At 60.3% G+C, this 22,332-nt stretch carries 20 protein-coding genes; 11 read left to right on the top strand and 9 right to left on the bottom strand.

The window, feature by feature from the left end:
- Positions 1 to 205: 205 nt before the first annotated feature.
- The 5 genes from AC559A_RS11525 to AC559A_RS11505 all read left to right on the top strand — a co-directional run bounded on the left by AC559A_RS11525 (position 206) and on the right by AC559A_RS11505 (position 5,263).
- Positions 206 to 1,231, top strand: a complete 1,026-nt coding sequence (locus AC559A_RS11525; RefSeq protein WP_498818027.1) for a sensor histidine kinase — start codon at positions 206 to 208, stop codon at positions 1,229 to 1,231.
- Between the two features lie 139 nt (positions 1,232 to 1,370).
- Positions 1,371 to 1,802 carry a response regulator gene (locus AC559A_RS11520; protein WP_028571260.1) on the top strand — a complete coding sequence of 144 codons (432 nt, stop codon included), beginning with the start codon at positions 1,371 to 1,373 and terminating at the stop codon, positions 1,800 to 1,802.
- A gap of 10 nt (positions 1,803 to 1,812) precedes the next feature.
- Positions 1,813 to 2,223: a response regulator gene (locus tag AC559A_RS11515; protein ID WP_051434311.1), complete on the top strand. Its 411-nt coding sequence runs from the start codon at positions 1,813 to 1,815 to the stop codon at positions 2,221 to 2,223.
- A complete protein-coding gene (locus tag AC559A_RS11510) occupies positions 2,220 to 2,612 on the top strand; it encodes a response regulator (protein ID WP_035261263.1) in 393 nt (130 codons plus the stop codon). Before AC559A_RS11515 ends, AC559A_RS11510 begins: the two co-directional genes overlap by 4 nt.
- A 44-nt stretch (positions 2,613 to 2,656) precedes the next feature.
- Positions 2,657 to 5,263, top strand: a complete 2,607-nt coding sequence (locus AC559A_RS11505) for a PEP/pyruvate-binding domain-containing protein (RefSeq protein WP_498818026.1) — start codon at positions 2,657 to 2,659, stop codon at positions 5,261 to 5,263.
- A gap of 6 nt (positions 5,264 to 5,269) precedes the next feature.
- Here the strand turns inward: AC559A_RS11505 and AC559A_RS11500 are convergent, their stop codons facing one another.
- Positions 5,270 to 5,959: a sensor histidine kinase gene (locus tag AC559A_RS11500; protein WP_498818025.1), complete on the bottom strand. Its 690-nt coding sequence runs from the start codon at positions 5,957 to 5,959 to the stop codon at positions 5,270 to 5,272.
- Positions 5,960 to 6,236: 277 nt separating this feature from the next.
- On the opposite strand from AC559A_RS11500, the gene AC559A_RS11495 reads away from it, so the two are divergent.
- Positions 6,237 to 8,096: an SLC13 family permease gene (locus AC559A_RS11495; protein ID WP_028571257.1), complete on the top strand. Its 1,860-nt coding sequence runs from the start codon at positions 6,237 to 6,239 to the stop codon at positions 8,094 to 8,096.
- 54 nt (positions 8,097 to 8,150) lie between these two features.
- Entirely contained in the window at positions 8,151 to 9,371 is a 1,221-nt protein-coding gene (locus AC559A_RS11490) for a response regulator (protein ID WP_028571256.1), read from the top strand.
- Between the two features lies 1 nt (position 9,372).
- On the opposite strand, the gene AC559A_RS11485 is transcribed toward AC559A_RS11490, so the two are convergent.
- The 8 genes from AC559A_RS11485 to AC559A_RS11450 form a co-directional block, all read right to left on the bottom strand.
- Positions 9,373 to 9,741: a response regulator gene (locus tag AC559A_RS11485; protein WP_028571255.1), complete on the bottom strand. Its 369-nt coding sequence runs from the start codon at positions 9,739 to 9,741 to the stop codon at positions 9,373 to 9,375.
- Positions 9,719 to 11,491, bottom strand: coding sequence for a sensor histidine kinase (locus tag AC559A_RS11480; RefSeq protein WP_035262250.1), 1,773 nt, complete (start codon positions 11,489 to 11,491; stop codon positions 9,719 to 9,721). The genes AC559A_RS11485 and AC559A_RS11480 overlap by 23 nt, the downstream gene beginning before the upstream one ends.
- The gene (locus tag AC559A_RS11475) at positions 11,481 to 12,737 is read right to left on the bottom strand and encodes a cytidylate kinase-like family protein (protein WP_498818024.1); all 1,257 of its coding nucleotides are present in this window, start codon (positions 12,735 to 12,737) and stop codon (positions 11,481 to 11,483) included. The genes AC559A_RS11480 and AC559A_RS11475 overlap by 11 nt, the downstream gene beginning before the upstream one ends.
- Positions 12,738 to 12,746: 9 nt before the next feature.
- Entirely contained in the window at positions 12,747 to 15,401 is a 2,655-nt protein-coding gene (locus tag AC559A_RS11470; protein WP_498818023.1) for a PEP/pyruvate-binding domain-containing protein, read from the bottom strand.
- Between the two features lie 268 nt (positions 15,402 to 15,669).
- Entirely contained in the window at positions 15,670 to 16,395 is a 726-nt protein-coding gene (locus AC559A_RS11465; RefSeq protein ID WP_051434309.1) for a hypothetical protein, read from the bottom strand.
- A 2-nt stretch (positions 16,396 to 16,397) separates the two neighbouring features.
- The gene (locus tag AC559A_RS11460; RefSeq protein ID WP_028571252.1) at positions 16,398 to 17,678 is read right to left on the bottom strand and encodes a sulfite exporter TauE/SafE family protein; all 1,281 of its coding nucleotides are present in this window, start codon (positions 17,676 to 17,678) and stop codon (positions 16,398 to 16,400) included.
- Between the two features lie 68 nt (positions 17,679 to 17,746).
- Complete coding sequence (locus AC559A_RS11455) at positions 17,747 to 18,133, bottom strand: response regulator (RefSeq protein WP_035261256.1); 387 nt, start codon at positions 18,131 to 18,133, stop codon at positions 17,747 to 17,749.
- 19 nt (positions 18,134 to 18,152) lie between these two features.
- The gene (locus AC559A_RS11450) at positions 18,153 to 18,728 is read right to left on the bottom strand and encodes a TetR/AcrR family transcriptional regulator (protein ID WP_498818022.1); all 576 of its coding nucleotides are present in this window, start codon (positions 18,726 to 18,728) and stop codon (positions 18,153 to 18,155) included.
- Positions 18,729 to 18,989: 261 nt separating this feature from the next.
- On the opposite strand from AC559A_RS11450, the gene AC559A_RS11445 reads away from it, so the two are divergent.
- The 4 genes from AC559A_RS11445 (at position 18,990) to AC559A_RS11430 (ending at position 22,268) form a co-directional block, all read left to right on the top strand.
- Complete coding sequence (locus tag AC559A_RS11445; RefSeq protein WP_156932840.1) at positions 18,990 to 19,364, top strand: dinitrogenase iron-molybdenum cofactor biosynthesis protein; 375 nt, start codon at positions 18,990 to 18,992, stop codon at positions 19,362 to 19,364.
- A gap of 279 nt (positions 19,365 to 19,643) precedes the next feature.
- Positions 19,644 to 20,024 carry a response regulator gene (locus AC559A_RS11440; protein ID WP_498818021.1) on the top strand — a complete coding sequence of 127 codons (381 nt, stop codon included), beginning with the start codon at positions 19,644 to 19,646 and terminating at the stop codon, positions 20,022 to 20,024.
- 132 nt (positions 20,025 to 20,156) lie between these two features.
- Complete coding sequence (locus tag AC559A_RS11435; protein WP_028571248.1) at positions 20,157 to 20,726, top strand: CBS domain-containing protein; 570 nt, start codon at positions 20,157 to 20,159, stop codon at positions 20,724 to 20,726.
- Between the two features lie 75 nt (positions 20,727 to 20,801).
- Positions 20,802 to 22,268: an SLC13 family permease gene (locus AC559A_RS11430; protein ID WP_028571247.1), complete on the top strand. Its 1,467-nt coding sequence runs from the start codon at positions 20,802 to 20,804 to the stop codon at positions 22,266 to 22,268.
- The last annotated feature ends 64 nt before the right edge of the window (positions 22,269 to 22,332 follow it).

Here is a 22,332-nt window from a genome sequence, read left to right as displayed (position 1 = left end):
CGCAATCGAACGTCATGTCCAATAAAGATGGTGTAATCACGAGGTGATGCATAGCATTTTCCGATTTCGATTCCGATCGCGACGTGGATTGTGATAAGAACAGATTGGTTATGAATACCAAGACACCAGCCACTTGAACAAAACACCAGTCAAGGATAAAGGCAACCATAGCTGACTTGCAAGGATGAATCCCAGGAAACGGCCCATGTCCGAACACGCTTCCAGATACCGCTCCCTAACCGTGCTCATGGCCGTCGGTCTCGCCGCCCTGCCCTACTTGGCCGCCATGACGGTATTCTGGTTCAGCCTTACATCCTCCCCGCCCGCCATCCTGGCTCCTGAAAGCTACCCCCTGCGCGTCATTCTGGCCGGACTCCTCGGCCTCGGCCTGTTCGGCATCGGCGCGGCGATGGTCTTTTTGCGCCGCTGCATGGCCAGTGAGGCACTGCGCGAGTCACTGGTCATGGAGACCATGAGCGAACAGTTCATCGAAGCCGGGAAAATGGCCTCCATCGGCGAACTGGCCGCTGGCATCGCCCATGAAATCAACAACCCGGTGGCGATCATGGTCGAAGAGGCCGGATGGATGGAGGACCTGCTGCAAGAAGACGCCGAGATGGCCAACTCCCGAAACTTCGACGAGTTACGCCGGGCGTTGGGCCAAATCCGAACCCAGGGCGCCCGCTGCAAGGATATCACCCACAAGATGCTCAGCTTCGCCCGCAAGTCGGACCTACGGATGCAGGAGGTGCATCTTAACGCCATGATCCGGGACGTCGGCGCCTTGTCCGAAAATCACGCCCGTTACGCCAACGCCCGCATCGAACTGCACCTGGCCGACGACCTGCCGTCCATCACGGCTTCAGCTTCGGAAATACAGCAGGTCCTTCTGAACCTGTTCAACAACGCCCTGGACGCCTTGGAAGGCAGGGGGGGGACGATCACCGTCACCACCCACACCGTCGCAGACATGGCCGAGGTCGCCGTCGCGGACACGGGCATGGGCATTCCCAAAGCCAACCTTTCCCGGATTTTCGATCCCTTCTTCACCACGAAACCAGTGGGCAAGGGCACAGGCCTAGGACTTTCCATCTGCTACACCATCGTCAAAAACATGGGCGGCGACATCACCGTAGCCAGCCAGGTCAACGTCGGCACGACCATCACCATCCGTCTCCCCTTGACCAAGGACTCAAAAGAGCGGAAAGTTGCCGAAAGCGCGAGGACATGATCACGGACAAAAAAGCACGGCCGCTTCAAAACCACACCGGACTTCTTTGTGAAAAATTTACCGTGCGTCAATCCCACGCCGACGCCGGAAACGGAGACCTTCGTCTCACCCTTTGAACAACCAACCCCGGAGGCTGCACATGTCACTGGCAAAGATTCTTCTCGTGGACGATGAAGTTCCATTCGTGGACACCATGGTCAAACGGTTGTCCAAGCGGGACTTTGAAATCTTCACCGCCTACAGCGGACAAGAGGCCCTGGATCAACTGGACAAGCACCACGACATCGACATCGCGGTCCTGGACGTGAAAATGCCCGGCATGGACGGGATCGCAACGCTCAAGGAAATCAAGAGCCGCTTCCCCTTGGTCGAGGTGATCATGCTCACCGGCCATGGAACCGTGGAGTCGGCCATTGACGGCATGAAGCTGGGTGCTTTCGACTACCTGATGAAACCGGCGGAAATCGACGACTTGGTGGAAAAGGTCAAAAAAGCCGAACGGATCAAGCGCGAACGGGAAGAAAAGATCCGCGAGGCCGAAGCCAGGGAAGTCATGCATCGACGAGCTTGATTTCGAGTTCATGCCCACCGCTTCCCGGACCTCTCCCTTGGCGGCCCTTCACGTTCTGCTGGTGGACGACGAACAGGGCTTCGTCGACGTACTGACCAAGCGTCTGCGTCGGCGCGACGTTGCCGTAACCTCCGTCCTCTCCGGCAAAGAAGGCGTTCGCGCCCTGCGCGGAGGATCCTATGACGTCGCCGTACTGGATCTCAAAATGGAGGACTTGGACGGCATCGAGGTGTTGAAGATATTCAAGATCCTGGACCCGGCCATGCCGGTGATCATTTTGACCGGACACGGATCGGAACAGGCCGCCAGGGAAGGTCTGGCCCTGGGAGCAGCGGATTACCTGATGAAACCATGTGACCTGGACGAACTGCTGAACAAAATCGGCGCCCTGGCGCGCCATCCAGGGACGCAAGCCGCGTGAAGCGGACCAACGTACTGGTGGTGGACGACCAGGAAGATTTCCGAGTTCCCCTGGTCAAACGACTGCAAAAGCGCAATTTCACCGTCCGCGGGGTCCAAAAAGGCTGGGCGGCCCTGGAAATGATGGCCGAGGACCCCGCGGACGTGGTGCTCCTGGACCTGCGCCTGCAAGACATGGACGGCTTGGACATGCTCCAAATGCTGAAGCAGAGCCACCCCGCCACCCAGGTTGTCGTTCTCACGGGATACGCTTCTCTGGAGTCCGCCCAAACAGCCCAGCGCCTCGGTGCGTTGGACTACCTGATGAAGCCCGGCAACCTGGACGAAATTCTGTCCAAAATCAACGAGGCCGTGCTCTCCGATGCCCGCTCGGACTTCTCCCAAGCCTGATCCGTCGTCCCTGCGCTTTCGACCTCCCGGCTCCGCCCCCGACCATGCCCTCCACGCTATCCAGGCTCCTTGAGCAATTGCCCACGTCCACCCGCAAACGGGAAGAGGCCATATCCCGTAGCGTAGAGAATCTGCCCGGACTGCGGCAGGCCTGGGACCGTCTCGCCAACGCGGATACCGAATTCCTGAGCCGCGTCGCGGTGTGCGAACTCGCCTCGCGAGACGCCTCCCCGCCGACCATGACCACCCTGCGGGTCCAGAGCACCCGCATGTGCGTTTCGATCTTCGCCATGTTGCGCTCGGTCCGGGAAATGAGCACGCGGGATGTGAGCGATATTGAGGGACCGTTCCGGATCTTGGCTCAAACCATCCACATCGCCACCGCGCCTCCGGGGCCGTCGGAAGATCCGGAGTTGGTCGTTCCCCTTGCCCTGGTGAACGCGGATAACGCCCTGACCGTGGGATACAAGGCGGCCTTGCTGGGGAACGTTCGCCGACTTCACCCGCGTTCGAACCTTTCAGGGTGGCGCGTTCCGGACGGATTCGTGATCACCGCCGAGGCATACCGGCTGTTCATGGCCCACCAGGGTTTGGCGGACGAACTCAACCGGCTTTTGCAAATCCACGAAAGCGCCACGCTGGTGGATCAGTTGCGGCTCAGCTCGGAACTCCAACAACGCATCATCACCGCCCCGCTGCCGGATCGATTGCAAACGGCGGTCCGGGCAGCGTACCGCGAGCTGGAATCCGCCGCCGGACATCGCGGCGTGCGCGTCGTCCTGCGCCCCAGCTGCGTCGGAGAAGCCCCCCCGGAACGCTCGTTCACCGGGCAGCACCGCATCGAAGTCAATGTGGGCGAAGACCTGCTGCTCATGGCCTACAAGGAGGTCCTGGCTTCCCAATATGGCCCGGCGGCCATGAGCCACCGCCGAATTCGAGGATTGCGGGTCGAGGACCAGCCCATGGCCGTGGTCTGCTCGGCCATGGTGGACACCATGGCCGCCGGGCAGGTCGTCACCCGGCATTCCGCATCGTCGGCGTCCACCTTGGTGCATGTCCTCGCGGTCCCCGGCCTGGCCAAGGCTGTTTTCGAGGGCTATGTCCAGCCGGACGAATGGGAAGTGTCTCGCGAGTCGTCACGCATCATCGCCCGGCGGATTGTCGATAAACCGCAAAAATTCACGGCGTTTCTCGCTGAGGAAGGGGTTTCCCTCCTGGCCAACCCGCCCTCGATGCGCGACCAGCCCGCGTTGGAGGATGAGCGGATTGTGGACGTGGCCCGGCTGGGCATGGAGCTGGAAGCCCATTGCGGCGGTCCGTTACGCATGGAGTGGGCACTGTCCAAGGACGGTGATTTTTTTATCCAGCAGCTCCGGCATGTTCGCCATGCATCCTCTTCCGGAGCGCCAGGCCCGTCGTCGCTCCCTCGAGCATCCTCAGTCCCATCCGCCAACGAGGAGCCCCTTCTGGCTCAAGGAACCGAGTCGGTTTGTCCGGGCCTGGGCGCCGGGCGGGTCTTCGTCGCGCGCACCAACAACGACCTGCTGCACGTCCCGGAAGGATCAGTCCTGGTCGTCGCCCGCCCCTTGCGGCGCTGGTCCGGGGTTGTGCCCCACGTCGCCGCGGTGGTGGTCGAAACAGGCGGCGAGTTCAGCCATCTGGCCTCCATTGCCCGTGAATTTCAGATTCCCGTGCTCTGCGGCGTCCACAACGCCACGACCCTGCTGCAAAGCGGACAAGATGTCGTCGTCGACGCGACCAACCGCAACGTCCTCGCTCCCCCTTCGCCACAGGTCGCGCTCCCTCGCGGGAGCAGCTCCCTGAATCTTTCCACTCCACTTCCCGCTCAATCGGCAACCCCCGCCCACGCGACCCTGGCCACGATACTGAGCCAAGCGGCTCCCTTGAGCCGGGTCAACCCTTTGGCCCCGCGCATCGTGCCGGAAAACGTTCGGAGTCTCCGGGACGCGGCCCAGGCCAGTCGACTGCTCGCTTGCCGCCAACTCCTGAAGCTGTCTCATGCGCCCGGTCTGCTCCACCACCTGGCGGTCCCTCATCCGCTGAATTGGTGGGTCCTGGACCTGGACGATCCGCGCCTGGAAAAGCAGGTAGGCCGCCCCTCTTCCCTGGAGTCTCAAGCGTCGGCGTTCCATCCTGTTTTGCATCCAGTGCTCAACGCCGTCTGGACGGGCATCGCCCGAGCGGACTGGACCCTTTACGCCAATTCTCCCCGCCAGTTCCGCCTCTTCCGGTTCATTCGCCGCCTGCGGGCCGCGGTCCGTCCGCTTTCAGCACCCCGCCCGCGGATATTCATCCTTTCCGGAAGCACGACCCTGCTCAACCTCTCACTGGAACGCGCCCTGTTTACCATTCAGATCCATGAGGCATCACCAACCCGCAACGCCTTGAGCTTCCTCTGGCAGTGGTTCCCTCCCTGGACCCCGCTCCCGGACGTGCAAAACGTCGTGGTCGAAACGATCCGGGTTCGCGGCTTCTTTGTGGACCACGCCCCGGACGGCTTGTGCGCTTGGTCCACGGGGCACGATCCGTCGGAACTGCGCCGTCGCGCGGCCTTTCTCGGTGCGCTGATCGGGTTTGTCCAACGCCCGAAAGCCCCCTGGAATCTCGACTTCGACGATCCGCTATCGTGAGTGGGATCAAGAGATTCTGGTCTTTTCTCGGTCTTCAACGAGTTCCATCGGCAAACCCAGCGTGAGGCCCGTCCCGTCGGAAGCCAAGACCAGACGGGCCTGGAGACGCTGAAGAAGCAGAGCCAGGGCCGGGTCGGAAGCTTGCGCCCCGACAGCCCCATTGCCCCCGTTCCCGGACATCCGAACGCGGATCCCCTCAGAATCAGACTCCAGCCGGAGCCTCAAAGCCCCCTTGGAGGTTCCGGAACCAAGCAGAACGTTCATCGCGCAAAACAGCAAATGGAGCAGTTCAAAGGGTCTGGTCCGGATGGTTACGCATTCAGCACCCGGTTCCACGAGCACGGTCGCCCCCTTGCGCCGCGCCAGCCTCGCGGATATCTCTCCAAACAGCTTCAGAAAGTCCGCGACGTCCACGGCCCCAACCGGACTGTCGGCCGTATGGGCAAAGGTGTTGAAGCGCCGGACCACCCCGTCCGCCTTGATCACCTGATCGGCCACGTCCTGGACCACCTTGCCCAGGCGCTTTCGGTAGGCTGGACCATCATCGGCGTCCATGGCCAGCATGTCTCCCAGCAACCCGTTTTGTTCGTTGATAATCGCCAGATGGTTCTTGATTTCATGAGTAACGCTGGCCGAAATCGCCGCGAAAAACCCGAGTTCCTGACGATAAAGCCGTTTCCATTCCTCGCGCTGCATGTGCCCTCGCTTTGTGGAAAGAAGTTGTCCATCGGTCTGCATCCCGCGCTTATCCCCGGACTGACTGAAAAGTGCCGTGACCCCACCATCGACATCTCCACCCTGAACCAAACAAAAGCGCCGCTAATCGAGATCAGGTCGACACATCCCGGACCATGAGCTACAGGAAGAGCTCCTTCCAGCCCGGACCGCCCGCCAATGGCCCGGGATCACGGCCCGGATCGCCGCTGGAAAGATCGGCCAATGAAGCGAATCATCTTCAACAAGCGGGGAGCGCATGGCTGAAACGATTCCATTGACTCCGGAAATGCTTTGGGTCCTGGGTATTCTCGGTTTGACCGTCGTCCTGTTCATCTCCGAAGTGGTCCGGGTGGACGTGGCCGCGGTGACCATCATGATGATCCTGGGCGTCATGGGCCTGATCCCCGGCGTGCCCGCCCTGGTCCCCGGCGACCAGTTGTTCCGGGGCTTCGCCAGCAACGCGGTGATCTCCATCATCGCCGTGATCATTCTGGGCAAGGCCCTGGACAAAACAGGCCTGATGAACAAGCTGGCTTCCCTGATCCTGCGCGTCGGCGGACAGACCGAACGCCGGATCGTGCCGGTCATCTCCGGAACCGTGGGCGTGGTCTCCGGGTTCATGCAGAACGTGGGCGCGGCGGCCCTGTTCATGTCCGTGATCAAGCGCATCGCCATGCGAACCGGCCTGCCCATGTCCCGCCTGCTGATGCCCATGGGCTTTTGCGCCATTCTCGGCGGGACCCTGACCATGATCGGCTCCAGCCCGCTGATCCTGCTCAATGATCTGATCGCCACCTCCAATCGGATGCTGCCCGAAGGCGTGGCCCCCATGCGCACCTTCGCCATCTTCGACGTGACACCGGTGGGCGTCGCTCTGATTCTGACCGGCATCATCTATTTCGTGCTCCTGGGGCCCTTCGTCCTGCCGGCCCAAAAAGGGCAGGACCAAGAGGTTTCCACGGTGGAGTACTTCCGCCGGTTGTACGGCCTGGAAGGGGACATCTTCGAAATCCACGTCTTTGCCGGCAGCCTTTTGGACGGTAAGACCGTGGCCGACGCCGAAAGCCTGTTCGGCAACCGGGTCGCCGTCATCGGCCTGTACCAAAGCCGGGATCTGCGCATCGCGCCGGCCCACGACATCGTCATCCAGGCCGGTTCCCAGATAGGCCTGCTCGGCGCGCGCAAGGACATCGGCGACGTCTGCCAGGAGATGGACCTGCAATGCTCGGGCATGCTCACCCACTTCGCCGAAGTGCTTTCCGCGTCCCAGGCCGGAATTTCCGAGGTGGTCGTCCCGCCGCGTTCCAACCTGATCGGCAAGACGTTCCAGGACGTCCGGATGCGCAAGACCCACGGCATCTCGGTCCTGGCAGTGAACCGAGGAGGCAAGGTGATCCGCGGCAACCTGCGGGACCTGCCTTTGCAATCCGGAGACACGTTGGTCCTGCACAGCCTCTGGGAAGACTTGGCTGCCCTGGAGAAGAACCCGGACTTCGTGGTGGTCACCTCCAACTTTCCCCACGAGGTGATCCTGCACGAAAAGATGCCCCACGCCCTGGCCATTTCGCTGATCACCCTGGGGCTGGTGCTGTTCAGCGACCTGCGCTTGTCCGTCTCCCTGATGGCCGGGGCCGCGGCCATGATCGTCAGCGGCGTGCTGACCATGGATGAGGCTTACAAAAGCGTGAGCTGGCAGTCGGTCTTCCTGCTGGCCAGCCTGATTCCCCTGGGCTTGGCCGTGGAAACCACGGGCACGGCGGCCTGGATCGCGGTGCAGACCATCAACCTGCTGGGCGACGTGCCGGTCTGGGTGCTCCAGGCCGCGGTGGCCGTGCTCAGCACGGTCTTCACCCTGCTGATGTCCAACGTGGGAGCCACGGTTCTGCTGGTGCCCCTGGCCGTGAACATCGCCGTGCTGGCCGGAGCCGATCCGGCCATGTTCGCCCTGACCGTGGCCATCAGTACGTCCAACTCCTTCCTGATCCCCACGCACCAGGTCAACGCCCTGATCATGGGACCCGGCGGCTACCGCAACGCCGACTTCCTGCGCGCCGGGGGGATCATGACCGTGCTCTTCCTGGTCGTCTCCTTGACGGTGCTCAACCTGCTCTTTTAACTGTGTTGAAAAATCCTTATTCAGCTGTTCAACGGACAGCCGCGAGGTCGCTCCATGCCCATCCTGACCATATACAGCCCCGCCTACTGCCAGGAACAGGAAGTGGCCCACGCCGTTGCCGAGGCCCTCTCCCTGAAGATCCTGGAAGACCGCCGGATCATCGCCGAAGCCGCCTCCACCTACAACCTGTCGGAAAACAAGTTCTACCGCTCTCTGTTCGGCAAACCGTCCGTGTTCAACGCCTTCACCCGGGAACGGGAACGCTGCGTGAGCTGCTACAAGGCCGTGGTTGCCCGACACCTGCTTGAGGACGACCTGCTGCTTCTGGGCCTGGCCGGCTCCCTGGTTCCCAAGACCATGACCCATGTGCTCAAGGTCTGCCTGACCGCTGACGAGGCATTTCGGCTTCGGACCGCGGCCCGGTCCCACCACCTGGACCCCAAGGCTCTGGCCAAGTTGATCGCCCAGGAAGACGAGGCCAGAACCCGCTGGACCGAGTATCTGGCCCAGAGAGACCCCGCACGCGCCTCGCCCTGCGACATCCTGATCCCCATGGACGCGACCTCGCCCCAGGACGCCGCGGATCTGATCCAGGACCGGGCCCGGCGCGCCGTGACCCTGCCCACCCAGGAATCCTCCCAGGCGGCAACGGACTTCGCCCTGGCCGCCGGAGTCGAGGCGGCCCTGGCCGTCAAAGGTCATGTGTTCCGGGCGGACGTCAAACAGGGCCGGATCGAGCTTCGCGTGGACATGAACGTGATCCGGCCGGAACGCCTGGAAGAAGAATTGCGGGCCATCGTCCGGGATGAGGCCGGGGACGCCCCCCTGGAGATCAGGATGGGCCCGGACCTCTACCGGACCGACGTCTACCGCCCTTTTGACTTTGAAAACCCGGCCAAGGTGCTGGTGGTGGACGACGAGCGGGATTTCGCCGTGACGCTGTCCGAACGGCTCAAAATGCGTGAAATGGGCGCGGCCGTGGTCACCAGCGGGGAACAGGCCCTGCGGGTGGTCGAGGAAGACGAGCCCGAAGTGATCCTCCTGGATTTGAAAATGCCTGAAATCCACGGCATGGACGTCCTGCGCATCATTCGCCAAGGCCACCCCCGGGTGCCGGTGATCATCCTTTCCGGTACGGGCAACGAGGAAGATTTTCAAGCCTGCCTGAACCACGGGGCCTTCGCCTGCCTGCAAAAGCCCGTGGACTTCAGGGAACTCACCGAAACCATCCGCCGGGCCTACGCCACGTTGGACAGCGAACGAGGGAAAGGGTGAGTCACCCTCCCTCCCCCCGGCTCTCCAACAATTTGCGAATATTTTGAATCAGCACCTCGATTTTCAACGGCTTGAGCAGATACAGCGCCCCGGCCCGGGTTCCGGCCTGAAAGTCCCGCTCCGAGGTGTGCCCGGTCAGAAAGATGCAACGCATTCGCGGATGCAAAACGTGGAGCCGATCCCACAGTTCCAAACCGCTCACGTGAGGCATCTTCACGTCCAGCACGGCCAGATCGTAGTCATTTTCTCCGGCCAAACGCAGGGCCTGGTCTCCGGTGGTGGCATAGTCCGCGGCGATGCCCCGGATCGCCAGCCGTTCGGCCAAGGCGGAAACAAGCTCCAGTTCATCATCCACAAGCAGAATTCGCACCTTCCTCCTCCTTTTGAGCGTGAGTCACCGGCAGGGTTATCGTAAACGTGGTCCCCAGACCCAGCTCGCTCTGAACCTCGATCATCCCGCCCAGTTTTTTGACAAGTCCGTAGGTGATGGACAGCCCCAACCCCGTGCCGTGTTTCGGCTTGGTGGAAAAGAAGGGTTCGAAGATCCGCTTCATATTTTCCGGGGAAATGCCGCACCCGTTATCCGTGATGGCGATCCGGACCTCTGAAGATTCGGGGACGCTCAGGACAATGGCGATCCGTCCACCGTCCCGAACCGCGGCAAAAGCGTTGTTCACGATGTTCAGCAGCACCTGCTGCAACTGACCCTTGTCCGTGACGATCTCCGGAACAATTTCCGGAACGTCCAGGCTGACCTCGATGGCCCGGTACTGGGCCTCCTTGTCCAGAAAGCCCAGGACGTCCCGGACCGTTTGGACCACGTCCACCCGCTCCCACTGCACGTCCACATGCCGGGCAAAGCCCAGCAGCCGATGGGTGATGGCGCTGCAGCGCTCCACGGACCCGAGAATGGAGTCCACCAGCGACAACAGCTTCTTGTCCTGGCCGTACTTGTCCGAAAAGGAAAAGAGATCCTTGATCAAACCGGCCTTTTCATTGATTACGGCCAACGGATTGTTGATTTCATGAGCCACCCCCGCGGCCAAACGACCGATGGAGGCCATCTTGTTGGTGTGCTCCATGGTGTGCAAGGCGATGGAGCGCTTCATGTCCGCGTCGTAAATTCGCCGTACCAACATGGTGGCCGAGGTCAGAATGACCGCAACGATACAGGTCACGCTGATCAACAGGAAACCAAGCATTTCCAAGCGCAACCGCCACCAGTTGCGCATCATTTCCTGTTGCTGCTTGACGACCATGAAGATGAACGGCGTATTTTCCACGTAAACGTACCCCAGGTACGCGGGGTTTCGGCGTGTGTCATCGATTTCAAGAATGACCGGAACCTCCGAGTACGGAGGTACGGGATACGGAATCTCGCTCAACACATCGCCGTGAGAAAAGCTGGGGGTTTGCAGCACGCCTTGCCGATTGACCAGAAACGCGTCCGTCGTGGCTCGCAGGTTCAAGGACTGCACCAGATTGAAGAACTGTTCCGTGTCGATGGTCGCTCGAAGAATCATGATCGTGCCGTCGTAGCAGATCCGTTTCACGGCGATCACAAAATGCGGCACGTCCCGAAACCCCAGAAAAACGTCGCTGATGAACACCCGTCGATCCATGACTTCGGTAAACCAGTCCTGTTCTGAATAATCCTTGCCCTTCAGATCGAACGGTCCGACATAGGCCAGTTGTTTTCCCTGTCCGTCGATCAGACCGACATCAACGAATCCGCCGAAAGCCGCCTTCATGTTGTGGTAGAGTTCATGGAGAAAAAACTCGTCCGAAAGATCTTCGAACGAATGCTCGGCGATGATGAATTCCAACACAGCCCGGCGTTGCTGAAGAAACGAGGAGAGACTCAGCTTGGTGTTGGAAAGCAGGCTGTTGATCGGATAGACGAAATCCGCCTGCATGGCCCTGCGGTTCAGGTTGTAGTCCATGAACGTGATCAACAGCAGCGGCACCACGGACACCGTGGTTACCAGCAGCACGACCAGTTTCCAGATCCGCCGATAGTTGAATCCTCCTCCCCCGGCCTCGGGCTCCGGAGGATCGGCGGCGTCCCAGAACGCCGGCTTGAAGCGCTCCCACAGCGCGACGAGGGCGTTACGCGCCATTTTCATGCTCACCCGGATGTGTCGTCCGGGGCTGTTCCTCTTCCCGGACGCGAGCCTGTTCCAGGAGTCGGGTCAGGACGTCGATGTCCACCGGTTTTTGCAGGTAGGCGAAGGCTCCGGCGTCCAGGCAGTTGCGTTCATCCTCCTTGGAACCGTGGCCGGTGAGGATGATCACCTGGACCTGGGGATGGGCCGCCTTGACCCGGCGCAGAACCTCCAAACCGTCGATTCCGGGCATTTTCAGGTCCAAGACCATCACGTCCGGCTCGTCCTCCTCCACGAAGGCCAGGGCTTGCTCCCCGTCATACACCACCGCGGAGCCGATTTCCCGCATCAAAAGCCGCTCGGACAAGGTATGCACGAACTCCCGTTCGTCATCCACCAGCAACAATTTATTCCGTTTTTCGGGCTGATGTTGTCGATACATGGTCTTTTGGTAGAATTCCGGACTCAGGTTGATGATCACTTCCTCGACCCCAGGGACCCGGATTGCGATGTCCCGCAGTTCCTCTTCCAGCTTGGAAAGCATGATCACGTTCTGGGTGATGAGCAGCTCGACCCGGCCGCTCTCCGCCTTGACCTGCCCCGCGTGCCCTTCTTCGGCCAGGGCCAGTTCCACCGCGGCCTGGAGCTGAAAATCCCGCAACGCCTCGCGGGACAGATCGTCGGGTTGCAGCAGATCCTTGCGGGAGTGCTCTACGATGGCGTCCGCGGCTTCCTCCACGCTTTTGCGGTCCATGGGCAGGACCAGATCGTACAATGTATGGTCCCAGGGCTCCTTGCGGAGCAGTTCCTCGGCCCAGGTCGCCCGAACACGGTCGTCCCCGGCTACCCGTTCCCGAGCCAGGTCCAGGGAAAGCTTCAGATCGGCCATGGTCCGGTCCACCCGATATCCGAACTCCGCGATCAGGCAGACGTGAAAGACGTGGTTCACGGAACGGGGCACCAGGTGCGCCAGAAAACCCGAACAGAGAATCTTGTCCTGTTCCAGGTCCACCAGTTTGTCCGCCAGGGTCCGGCGGACCATGGCCAGATGATGCCGCTTTTCAACGGCGAGAAAGGCCCCCGTCCGCTTCCCCTGGAACAAGGACCGCTCCAGGGCCAGGGCCTGCACCCCGAACCGGGTCTGGGTCAGCTCCAGCAGCTTCGGATCGTCCAGCACCACCGCGCCGACCCGTTCGGCAACCAGCGCGACGACCTCCCCTTCGTGACAGAAGCACCCGTGAAAAATACTAATAATGCCCATGGCCGCACCTTATTGTTGGAGGTCCGATGTCTGTTCCAAAATGCATTTCCCGTTTTGGACCATGCCCCCGATGTCCGCGCACAGCATGGTCCGGTAATAGGACACCTGGTCCGGATTGAGCATGATCATGTCCAGCTGCCGGGTATGGATGGTCAGATAACCGAGAATCCGCAAAGCCGCCAATGTTTCCTCCAGGGGGCGGCCGCTGATCCGGGCGATGAGCATGTCCTCGTGGGACTCGATTTCAAAGCCTTGCTCCTCCAGCACGGACGCGATGAACCGGGTGCGCATGACCCGTCGCCGCAGATCCGCGGCTCCGCCCTTGAATGAAAACCGGGCGTAGTTCTCATAGGCCGGGTCGCCCGCCAGGGTCTCCACCGTGGAGAAATGAAAGCCCATCCTGGAGGTCAGATTGCAGAAATATTTCGAAATCATGAAGTAATTGCGCTGGGCGTACTCCGAGGCCCCGTCGGCGTTGAGGTTCGGGTTGGAGGCGGCCTGCAACATCACGGACATGAACCCCCTGCCGTCCACGGCCGGAGGCCCGGCCCAGGGCTTGGCCGTGATCCCGGCCCACAGCGCCTGCATGGGCAAGGACACGATATTGGAGATATGCACGTGCGGACCGACCACCGGTTCCCGGAACCCGTCCTCCAGGTCCAGCACCCACCACTGCATGGGCACGTCCACCACCAGACGCTTGCCGGCCCGCCGGACCAGGGCCGTCTCCTGTCCAAAGGAGAACATCTCCCGGACGCTCATTTCATGACAAAAGCGGGTGATGTCATGCAGGGTCCGACAATTCCCGGCCTTGAAATCCCGTCCGGCCGGATCGGTCAGGTTCAGCGGCGTGATCAGCCGGACCACTTCCTTCAAGGTCTCATGGACCGGGGTCCCTTCCATCAGTCCCTTGCGAGGTCGTTGCTGGGCCAAAAGCCGTTTCACTCGGCCGGAATGCACCCGACGCATGTCCGCGTCCAGGGTGACCTCGTTCCCGGTCCCGAGTTTTCGCGTCGCCTCGGGGACGTTGAACAACGCCGGAACCCCGAACTCCCGGGCCACGTTGGCCAGATGCCCGGTGATGCCTCCGGTTTCGGTGATCACGGCCGCGGCCCGGGGCAGCAGCGTGGCCCAGCGGGGATGGGCCTGGGCGGCCACCAGGACCGCGCCCGTTGGAAACCGCAGCATATCGTCGTTGGCCCGGACCACGAAGACCGGCCCGGCGGCAATGCCGGGACTGGCCGTATCCCCGCCCTGAAGCACCACGTCATCCGGTGCCGTTTCGCCGGTCACATCTTCATTCGGGGCAACGATTTCCGCGCCCCCCTCTTGCGGCAACTGCATCAACGGGCGGCACTGCACGATCACCAGACGGCCCTCTTCGTCCAGCACCCATTCCACGTCCACCGGAGTCTGAAACCCTTCTTCCAGCCGTCTGGTCGCCCGGGCCACCTGGGCGACCATGGCCCGGTCCAAGGAGGGAAGACGTCCTTCGGCCGGATCAAGATCCACGCGGGTCACGCCTTCCTCGGGCAGGCATTGAAATTTTTCCGTCTTCTCCGCCACCACTTCCTTCAGTATCCGCTCCGGATCGGTCCGGGAGACGACCCACAGGTCCGGAGTCACGCTGCCGTCCACCACGGCCTTGGGCAGGCCGGGCACGGCGTTGATCAGCAACGCGTCCGCCCGAATGTCCGTCGGACTGCGGGAATAGGCCACTCCTCCGGCACGAGCGTCCACCATGGCCATGCACCCCACGCACATGGGCACGTCCTCGTCCTTGATGCCCCGGTTCAAACGGTAGGAAATGGCGGTCACGGAATACTTTCCAGCCAAAATTTCCTTGAATGAAGCCAGCAGGTTGTTTGGATTGACGTTCAGCTCGGACCGGTACTGGCCCGCGAAGGACGCTCCGGAGGCGTCCTCCCCCACCGCGCTGGAACGCAGGGAAACCTTGACCCCGCCACGGGTCCGCCCCTCCAGCCGGATATACGCCGCTTCGATGGCCCGCCGCAGATCCTCGGGAACTTCGGCGTTGATGATCGCCAACTGGATCTCCGAGCTGACCCGGTACAGAGCCGAAGGGTCCTCCATTTCCGTGGATTGAAGCCGGCGGTCGATCTCCTTTTGCAGCGTGGTGTGGGCCATGAACCGCTCGTACCCGGCGGCGGTGACCACAAACCCGTGGGGAATACGCAAATCCGGGAAGCGCTTCAGAATTTCACCGAGATTGGCCATCTTGCCGCCCACGGCGTCGGCCATTTCCTTGTCCACCGCCTCCAGGTCCAGGACAAGGTCCGTGACCGGACTCACGCGACGTCGCTCCAGGATCTCGCGGATATCAGCGCGGATCTTCCGGAAGGCCGGCTCCAGATCCGCGTATCCGCCACCCGCCAATTCCCGGAGATTCTTGACGATGGAATAGACGTCCACCGTAACCGCCGTACACCGGGACCGCACAAAGACCATGCCGAAGCTGTGCATGCCCTTCAGGGTCTGATCCAGCTCGGTCATCACCCGCAAAGCCTGGTTGTTGGCTTCCAAAAGCCGCTTGAAGGAATTGTACTTGCCCTTGAACAGCGCGCTCACCGCCGCGGCCTCGACCTCGTCGATCTCCGGAGTCCGGTTGAACAGGCGTTTGATGTGGGTGAGCAGTGCGGTCATGGGGGGGGAGGGGTTCAGCGGTAAGCGTGCTCTGGGGCATCCCATGTATCGAGATCGAAATCGAGATCGAAATCGGGATCGAAATCGAAAATCATATAATGAGGATGATGGAATGAAAAGATGATTTGCATTCCTTTTGGAATTCGATTTCGATTTCGATTTCGCATACGGCAATGCATCAGCAGCGAAAAGATAGCGTGAAGGTTTCCGGTCCAGGGGTCCACGGCAACCGTTGAACCGCGAACCCCTGAACCATTGAACCCACGTCCTACACTTCCTTCTTCTTCCCGGCCTTCATCTTCATGCCGATCCCTTCGAACATATACAGGATGGCCATGCCCCACCACAGGGTGTAGATGACGTAAAAGACCAAGCTGAAAGTCAGGATGCCGGCCTTGGAGCGGGCGCTTTCGGGGACGATGCCGTAAAAATTGTAGCCCACTTCCACGGACTTGGAAATCACCTCGGCCACGTGTTTCGCATCCGCGAAACGTTCCTGGTGGTTCATCTCGTTTTCCAAGTCCTTGAACAGCCGATACCAGACATACATCAATTCCCGGGCGTCGGCCTCGCCGTAGCCGTACCGGGCTCCGACCCGTTGACCGTCGTTGTGGAACATATCCCGGGAGTCCGTGATCGCGGCCTGGACGATCAGCCCCAGGTCTCCCTCCACATGCACGGTGGCCCCGTCCGGGGAGACTCCTGCCCGCGCGGACTGAAGCACGGCTTGGGCCATCACGGCCCGACGCTCGTTGCCCACGTCGAGGCTGGCCTTGAATGTCTTACCCAGGAACGCTTCATTTTTCTCTTCCATCTGTTCCATGAAGTAGGCCGAGCCCTTGGAAATGGAGTTGAACAGATTGTCCGCGGCATGGAAAGCATTGACCTTGTCGTTTTCCAGACCCGGAAACAACGGCGACCACATCACTCCGAAGATGATGAAAAAACTGGCGCACAGAAACAGTCCGATGTTCAATTCCTTCTTGTTGATCATGACTATTCCTCCCCTTTCAGGGTCTTCATGTTCGTAAAGAACATATAGAAGACCCACGCGGCGAAGATGCCGATAATGATGAAGAACAAAACATTACCCGTGGCGCTGAGCGCCTTGCCCATGCCCGGAGAAATGTTCAGATAGCCCATGTCGCCCATCTTTTCCGGCAACACGAACAGCCGATTGATGAACCCGCCCAGGATGGTCGTGGCGTAAAAACCGCGAATGTAGATCCCCTTAACCACCTTGGTGGTCATGGCCCCGATCTGGATGCCGATCAGCGAGCCCAGCAGCATGCCCATGGCCAGGGTGTAAAAGATGAACCCATAGATGGCGTACTGGGCGATGGAAGCGTAGCCGGCGGTGAAGATGATCTGCAGGATGTCCGTGCCGATGGTGGTGAAAGAGGACACGCCCATCAGGTAGACGAAGATGGGGAAGGTCAGGAAGCCGCCGCCCACGCCCATGATCGCGGAGACGAAGCCGACCACCACGCCGCAGATGGCCACGAACCAGGCGGAAAGCTGCTTGCCGCCGGGGACCAGATCCTGGTCAAAGGTGATCATCGGCGGAATCTTCATGGCCTGGATCTTCGCGGCCATACCCGGTCCGGTGGGTTCGGAGCCGTGCGCCCCATGACCGCCGCTGCCGCCGTGCACGTCCACGATGTCCACCTTGCGCGCCCGCAGGAAGTCCAGCATGGCGTAGGTGCCCAAAAAACCCAGCAGCACCACGAACATCACGCTGATGAATGTGTCGCTGAGGATCGGGTTGATTTCATACAAGGTCCGGTTGACCACGCCGCCGCCGGTCACGCCCACGCCCGCGCCCACAAGAAAAGCCACGGCCAGGGCCACGGAGACGTTGCCCAACTTCCTGTGGATCACGGTGCCCATGATCGCCTTGGCGAAGATATGGAACAGGTCCGTGCCCACGGCCAGAATGCCCTTGATCCCGGCGCTCATCAGGGCCGGGGTGATGATGAAGCCGCCGCCCGCGCCGATGCACCCGGTGATCAGGCCGGCGAACATGCCGATCAGGATCGAAATGTAGAAGATGAAGGGGGAGTAGAAGCTGGGCATGTAGGAATACTTCCCGCCCAGCATTTCCGGCAGATCCGCGTGGGACAACCCCACGCCGATGGCACAGGGAATAAGCAGAAGCATCAGAATGAACATCCGCTTCCTGCTCCTGAGAATGTTCATGGACGTTTCATAGTCCCACTTGGCGTATTGGACGGCCCCGAGATGCATCATCGCGGCCAGGTTTCTGAAAAATCGCATTTTTAAATTCCTCCAGGGAAGAAGTTCAGAGTAAGGTGGACGATCCCCGAACAGAGCGAGCGTGTTGGTTATCCTGGTCTTGCCTCACCCCCTTCGCCGCGGCTCCGGATCGCTTCGGAGACCTTGTCCAGCAGTTCATCGATGGGACAGGGCTTCATCATGTAGTCGAACGCCCCCAGATCCATGCCTTGATCCGCGGTTTCCAGCGTGGCGTGCCCGGTGAGCATGATCACGGGAACCTCGGAATTGATGCGCTTCAACTCCCGCAACGTGGCCACCCCGTCCATGCCCGGCATGCTCACGTCCAAGACCACGGCGTCAAATGCTTTGCCCCGCATGGCTTCCAACGCCTTCTCCCCGGAATCCACGCCCTCGGCCGCGATGCCGCGCAGCCGCAGCCGCGTGATGATGGTTTCCAGAAAAGTCCGTTCGTCGTCGATCAAGAGAATGTGCATGACGCCTCCTCGTGTCTGTTCAGCGCGGTTCCAGCATCTTGCGACAGGAGTCCATGATCTCGGCGTAAAAGGACTCCACGGGATAGAGGTTGAACAACTTGAACCGAACGATGCCCACCACCAGAGCGAAAAGAATGACCGCCGTACGAAACGGCTTGCAGTCCCGGATGGTGCCATCTTGCCGGCCCTTTTCGATGCCTTCGATGAACAGCTCCAGGAAACAGTTGTAGATTTCCTCGATGCACTTGCGGCAATCCGGGTTCACGGCCGCGAGTTGATAGGGATAGTTGCGGAACAAAAGCAAAAATTCGAACTCCATGGTTTCCGAGAGCGTGAAAAACTGGTGCACCGCGCGCTCCACCAGCTCCATGCCGGTTCCCTGCTTTTCGATGTTCTCCGAAACTTCCCGCAGGATGTCCTTCTTCACCTTGATCAGCAGTTCGATCAGGATGCCTTCCTTGTTCTTGAAGTGGTGAAAAATAGTCCCCTCCGCGGCCCCGCTGAGCTTGGAGAGATCGGCGATGGACGTATCCTTGAAGCCGCGCTCGGCGAACAGCTTTGAGGCCGCGTTCAGGATTTCGATACGATAGGACACGGTGAGCTCCTTGACTTGATAAATTTTGAACAAGCTCCCGAGTGAGTACTCGGTCAGTTCGATTCGGCCTTATCGATTTCAAAAAATCTTGTCAAGCATCAAAACTCTCCGAGCGGATGCCCAAAGAAAGATTTGGCCGACATCAGCGACGCCCCCTCGGCTTGTCGAAATCATCGCTCAAAGGTAAGAACGGGCTGGCTCAGCCGAGCAATCACCCCTTCCCCTCACCCCCCAGGCCCTTCGGGCCATTGGAAACCGCCCATGAAACGCAAGAACTCCAAGCCAGGCAGCATTGCCAAGCCCCGAAAAATCATGGTCGTCCTGCATGAGGACGACGTGGCCCCTCGTTTCGATTTGGCTCTAGGGTTGTTCATCGCCGAGTTCGCTCCCGACGGAAGCAAAATCATGGAAAAAACCCTGGTCCTGCCGCATCCGTCGGCCGAGGACCTTTGCCGCTTGATTCTTACCGAAAAGATCACCGTGCTCATCTGCGGCGGAATCGAACAGGAATACTACGATTACCTGACCTGGAAAGATGTCCGGGTCGTCGATTCCGTCATCGGCGACTACCAGTGGGCCATCCGCCGTTGCCTGGAGACCCACCTCCAGCCCGGAGACATCCAGCGTCCGGCCTGACAGAACTCCCTCCCTCCTCCCCTCTCGCCTCAAATTGTTTCAACTAGAAACACCCTGGTTGATTCATTTTAATTCATTTTAATTCATCTTCGCACTCATCGCCCGCCACTCCTTATTATCCTATTGATATCATTGCTTGTTACATCTGGCACATGATTTGCTCAACTCATTGTATCCGAATGACGGCCAAGCGCCTTTGGTGACGTTCATTCAGGAGATCCGCGCTCACGAGGTCGCTGTCCGGCCTCGTTTCGGGAGCCGCCGGTCAAGGGAGAATCAATGTGCCTACTTGTTATCGAGACCGATCATCTCGTTCGCGACAATCTGACCCATCATCTGCGCCAGCGGGGTTTCACGGTGCGCGCGGGGCAAACCAGGGCGAGCGTAACGCGCATACTGGGAGAATGCGCCGTGGACGTGGCTCTGCTTGGTTTGGAGGGAGTCGGGCGCGAGGCATTGGAGTTTCTGCGGATCATCCTCGCGACAAGCCCCAAGACCAGGGTGATCCTGATGACGCCCCCGGACTGTCTGCATTACGCCATTGAGGGGATGAAGATGGGAGCTTTTGACGATGTCCCGGTGCCTTACGACATCGATTTGCTCTGCGCGAAAATCAGGCGGGCCGCGTCGCAAAGAGCCAGACGCACGAAACCTCCCTGATTCCGGAAAAGGATTTCTGAAAAGCGGCTATGGAAAGCGATCGATTTTGCGCTCATCGCGGGCGAGCGAGCTGCAAAACCAGTAACCCGCCGCCGAGGCGAGAACGACGACGTAACCAAGGAGGATAAACGAGTGAACACCACATTTACCATTCGCGAACTGATGCGTCCGGTAGACCAATTTCCACGCATTTCCGGCCGGTCCTTTTTCCATGAAGCCATGCTGGCTCTGCAAAAAGCCGATGAAGCATTTCAGTCCGGAAAAATCAGACAACGCATTTTACTGGTGGAGGACGAAAGGGGAAGGGTCATCGGCAAGATCACTCCCATGGACGTGGTCCGGGGGCTGGAGCCCAAGTACGACCGGGTCGACAGTCTCAGCGACGACATCCGCTACGGCGTGCCCCAGGTCGTCCAGTCCATGAAGGAGGAATTGCGGCTGTGGCAGGAACCGCTGGACGATCTGTGCCGCAAGGCCGCGGAAGTGCGGGTGGAAACCTTCATGAATAAACCGGAGCCGAACCAGACCGTGAACATCGACGAAAAGATGGACAATATCCTGCACATCTTCGTCACTTCCCGCCGTAATTCCCTGTTCGTCGTGGAAAACGACGCCGTCGTCGGCCTGCTGCGCTTTTCCGATCTCTATGCAGCCATCCGCGAGGTCGTTCAGGCCTGCGGCCTCAAAGCGCCCACGGCATAGCCGCCGTGTCGCGACATGTCACCGGTGACCGTTCAGAATCAGAATCCACCTCACATTTCTCAAGGAGCAAAAATCGTGAGCACCATACAGGCAACGCCATCCAAGATCGATTTCAAGCGGCTGTTTTTTCTCTTTCTCGGCATGTTTCTGTTTACCGTGGTCTACTACGCCCCGCCCTGGCCCGACGCCGTGGACCCCATGGGTAAGACCTTCGTTCTGTCCACGGAAGGCAAAGCCGCTATAGCCTTGTTCCTGCTGGCCGGGACCTGGTGGGTGTTCGAGGTCCTGCCCATCGGCATCACCGGCCTGACCATCGGCGTGGTCCAGGCTCTGTTCTTCATCCGTCCGGCCAGCGCGGCCTTCAAGGACTTCATGGACCCCTCGGTGCTGTTCATCTTCGGGTCCCTTGTCATCGGCATGGTCTTCACCAAGGTGGGCATCACCAAGCGGATGGCTTACAAAATGCTCTCCATCGTGGGCGAGCGCACCTCCATGATCTACCTGGGATGTTTCGTGGTCACGGCTTTGCTGACCCACGTCATGGCCCACACCGCGGTGGCCGCCACCATGTATCCTCTGTTGCTGTCCATCTACGCCCTGTACGGCGAGGGCGACCGGCCCACCAAGTTCGGAAAGGGGCTGTTCATCGGCATGGCCTTCATCGCCGGCGCGGGCAGCATCATCACCCTGCTCGGCGCGGCCCGTGGCATCGTGGCCTTGGGGTTTTACAACGAGATCACCGGCAACGAGATCACCTTTTTCGAGTTGACCTACTACATGGCCCCGGTGGGCTGGCTGATGGTCTTCATGCTCTGGGGGCTGATCATGGTCCTCTTCAAGCCGGAAAAATCCAGCATCGTCGGTCTACGGGAAAAGGCCAGGCAGCTCAGCCGGGAAATGGGCCCCATCACCCGCAATGAAATCATCTCCGGGTCCATCATTCTCTCGGTCATCGTCTTCCTGTCCCTGCAATCCTTTATCCCGGTCCTGGCCCAGTTCAACAAGGCCGCGGTACTCCTGGTCTCCACGGTCCTCTTCTTCATCCTGAAGATCCTGGACATCAAGGATCTGGAAGACATCCCCTGGAACATCGTTCTGCTCTTTTCCGGGGCCATGAGCATGGGCTTCTGCCTCTGGCAGACCGGGGCCGCCGAGTGGCTGGCCATCAACTGGCTGAGCTTTTTCCAGAACGCCCACTGGTTCGTCTTTATCCTGGCCATGGCCTTCTTCGTGATGGTCATGACCAACTTCATCATGAACGTGGCCGCCATCGCCATCTCCATGCCCGTGGCCCTGGTGGTCGCTCCCTATCTCGGCATGGCTCCGGAAGTCGTGGTCTTCGCGTGCCTGATCACCGCGGGCATGCCCTTCCTGCTCCTGGTGGGCGCGGCGCCCAATGCCATCGCCTACAACTCCAAGCAGTTCACCAGCGGCGAGTTCTTCGCCGCCGGCATCCCGGCCTCGATCCTGCTCATGGCCCTGGTGGCCCTGGCCGTACTGCTGATCTGGCCGTTGCTTGGCATGCCGGTGCTCGCCCAATAGCCGCCCAATAGTCCCTCCATTTGCGTCTCCCGGTCCGAAAAACGGACCGGGAGACGCTCTTCCC

It is taken from the genome of Desulfonatronum zhilinae (genome assembly GCF_900182865.1).
GTDB lineage: Bacteria > Desulfobacterota > Desulfovibrionia > Desulfovibrionales > Desulfonatronaceae > Desulfonatronum > Desulfonatronum lacustre.
This window is presented reverse-complemented; position numbering and strand designations above follow the sequence as displayed.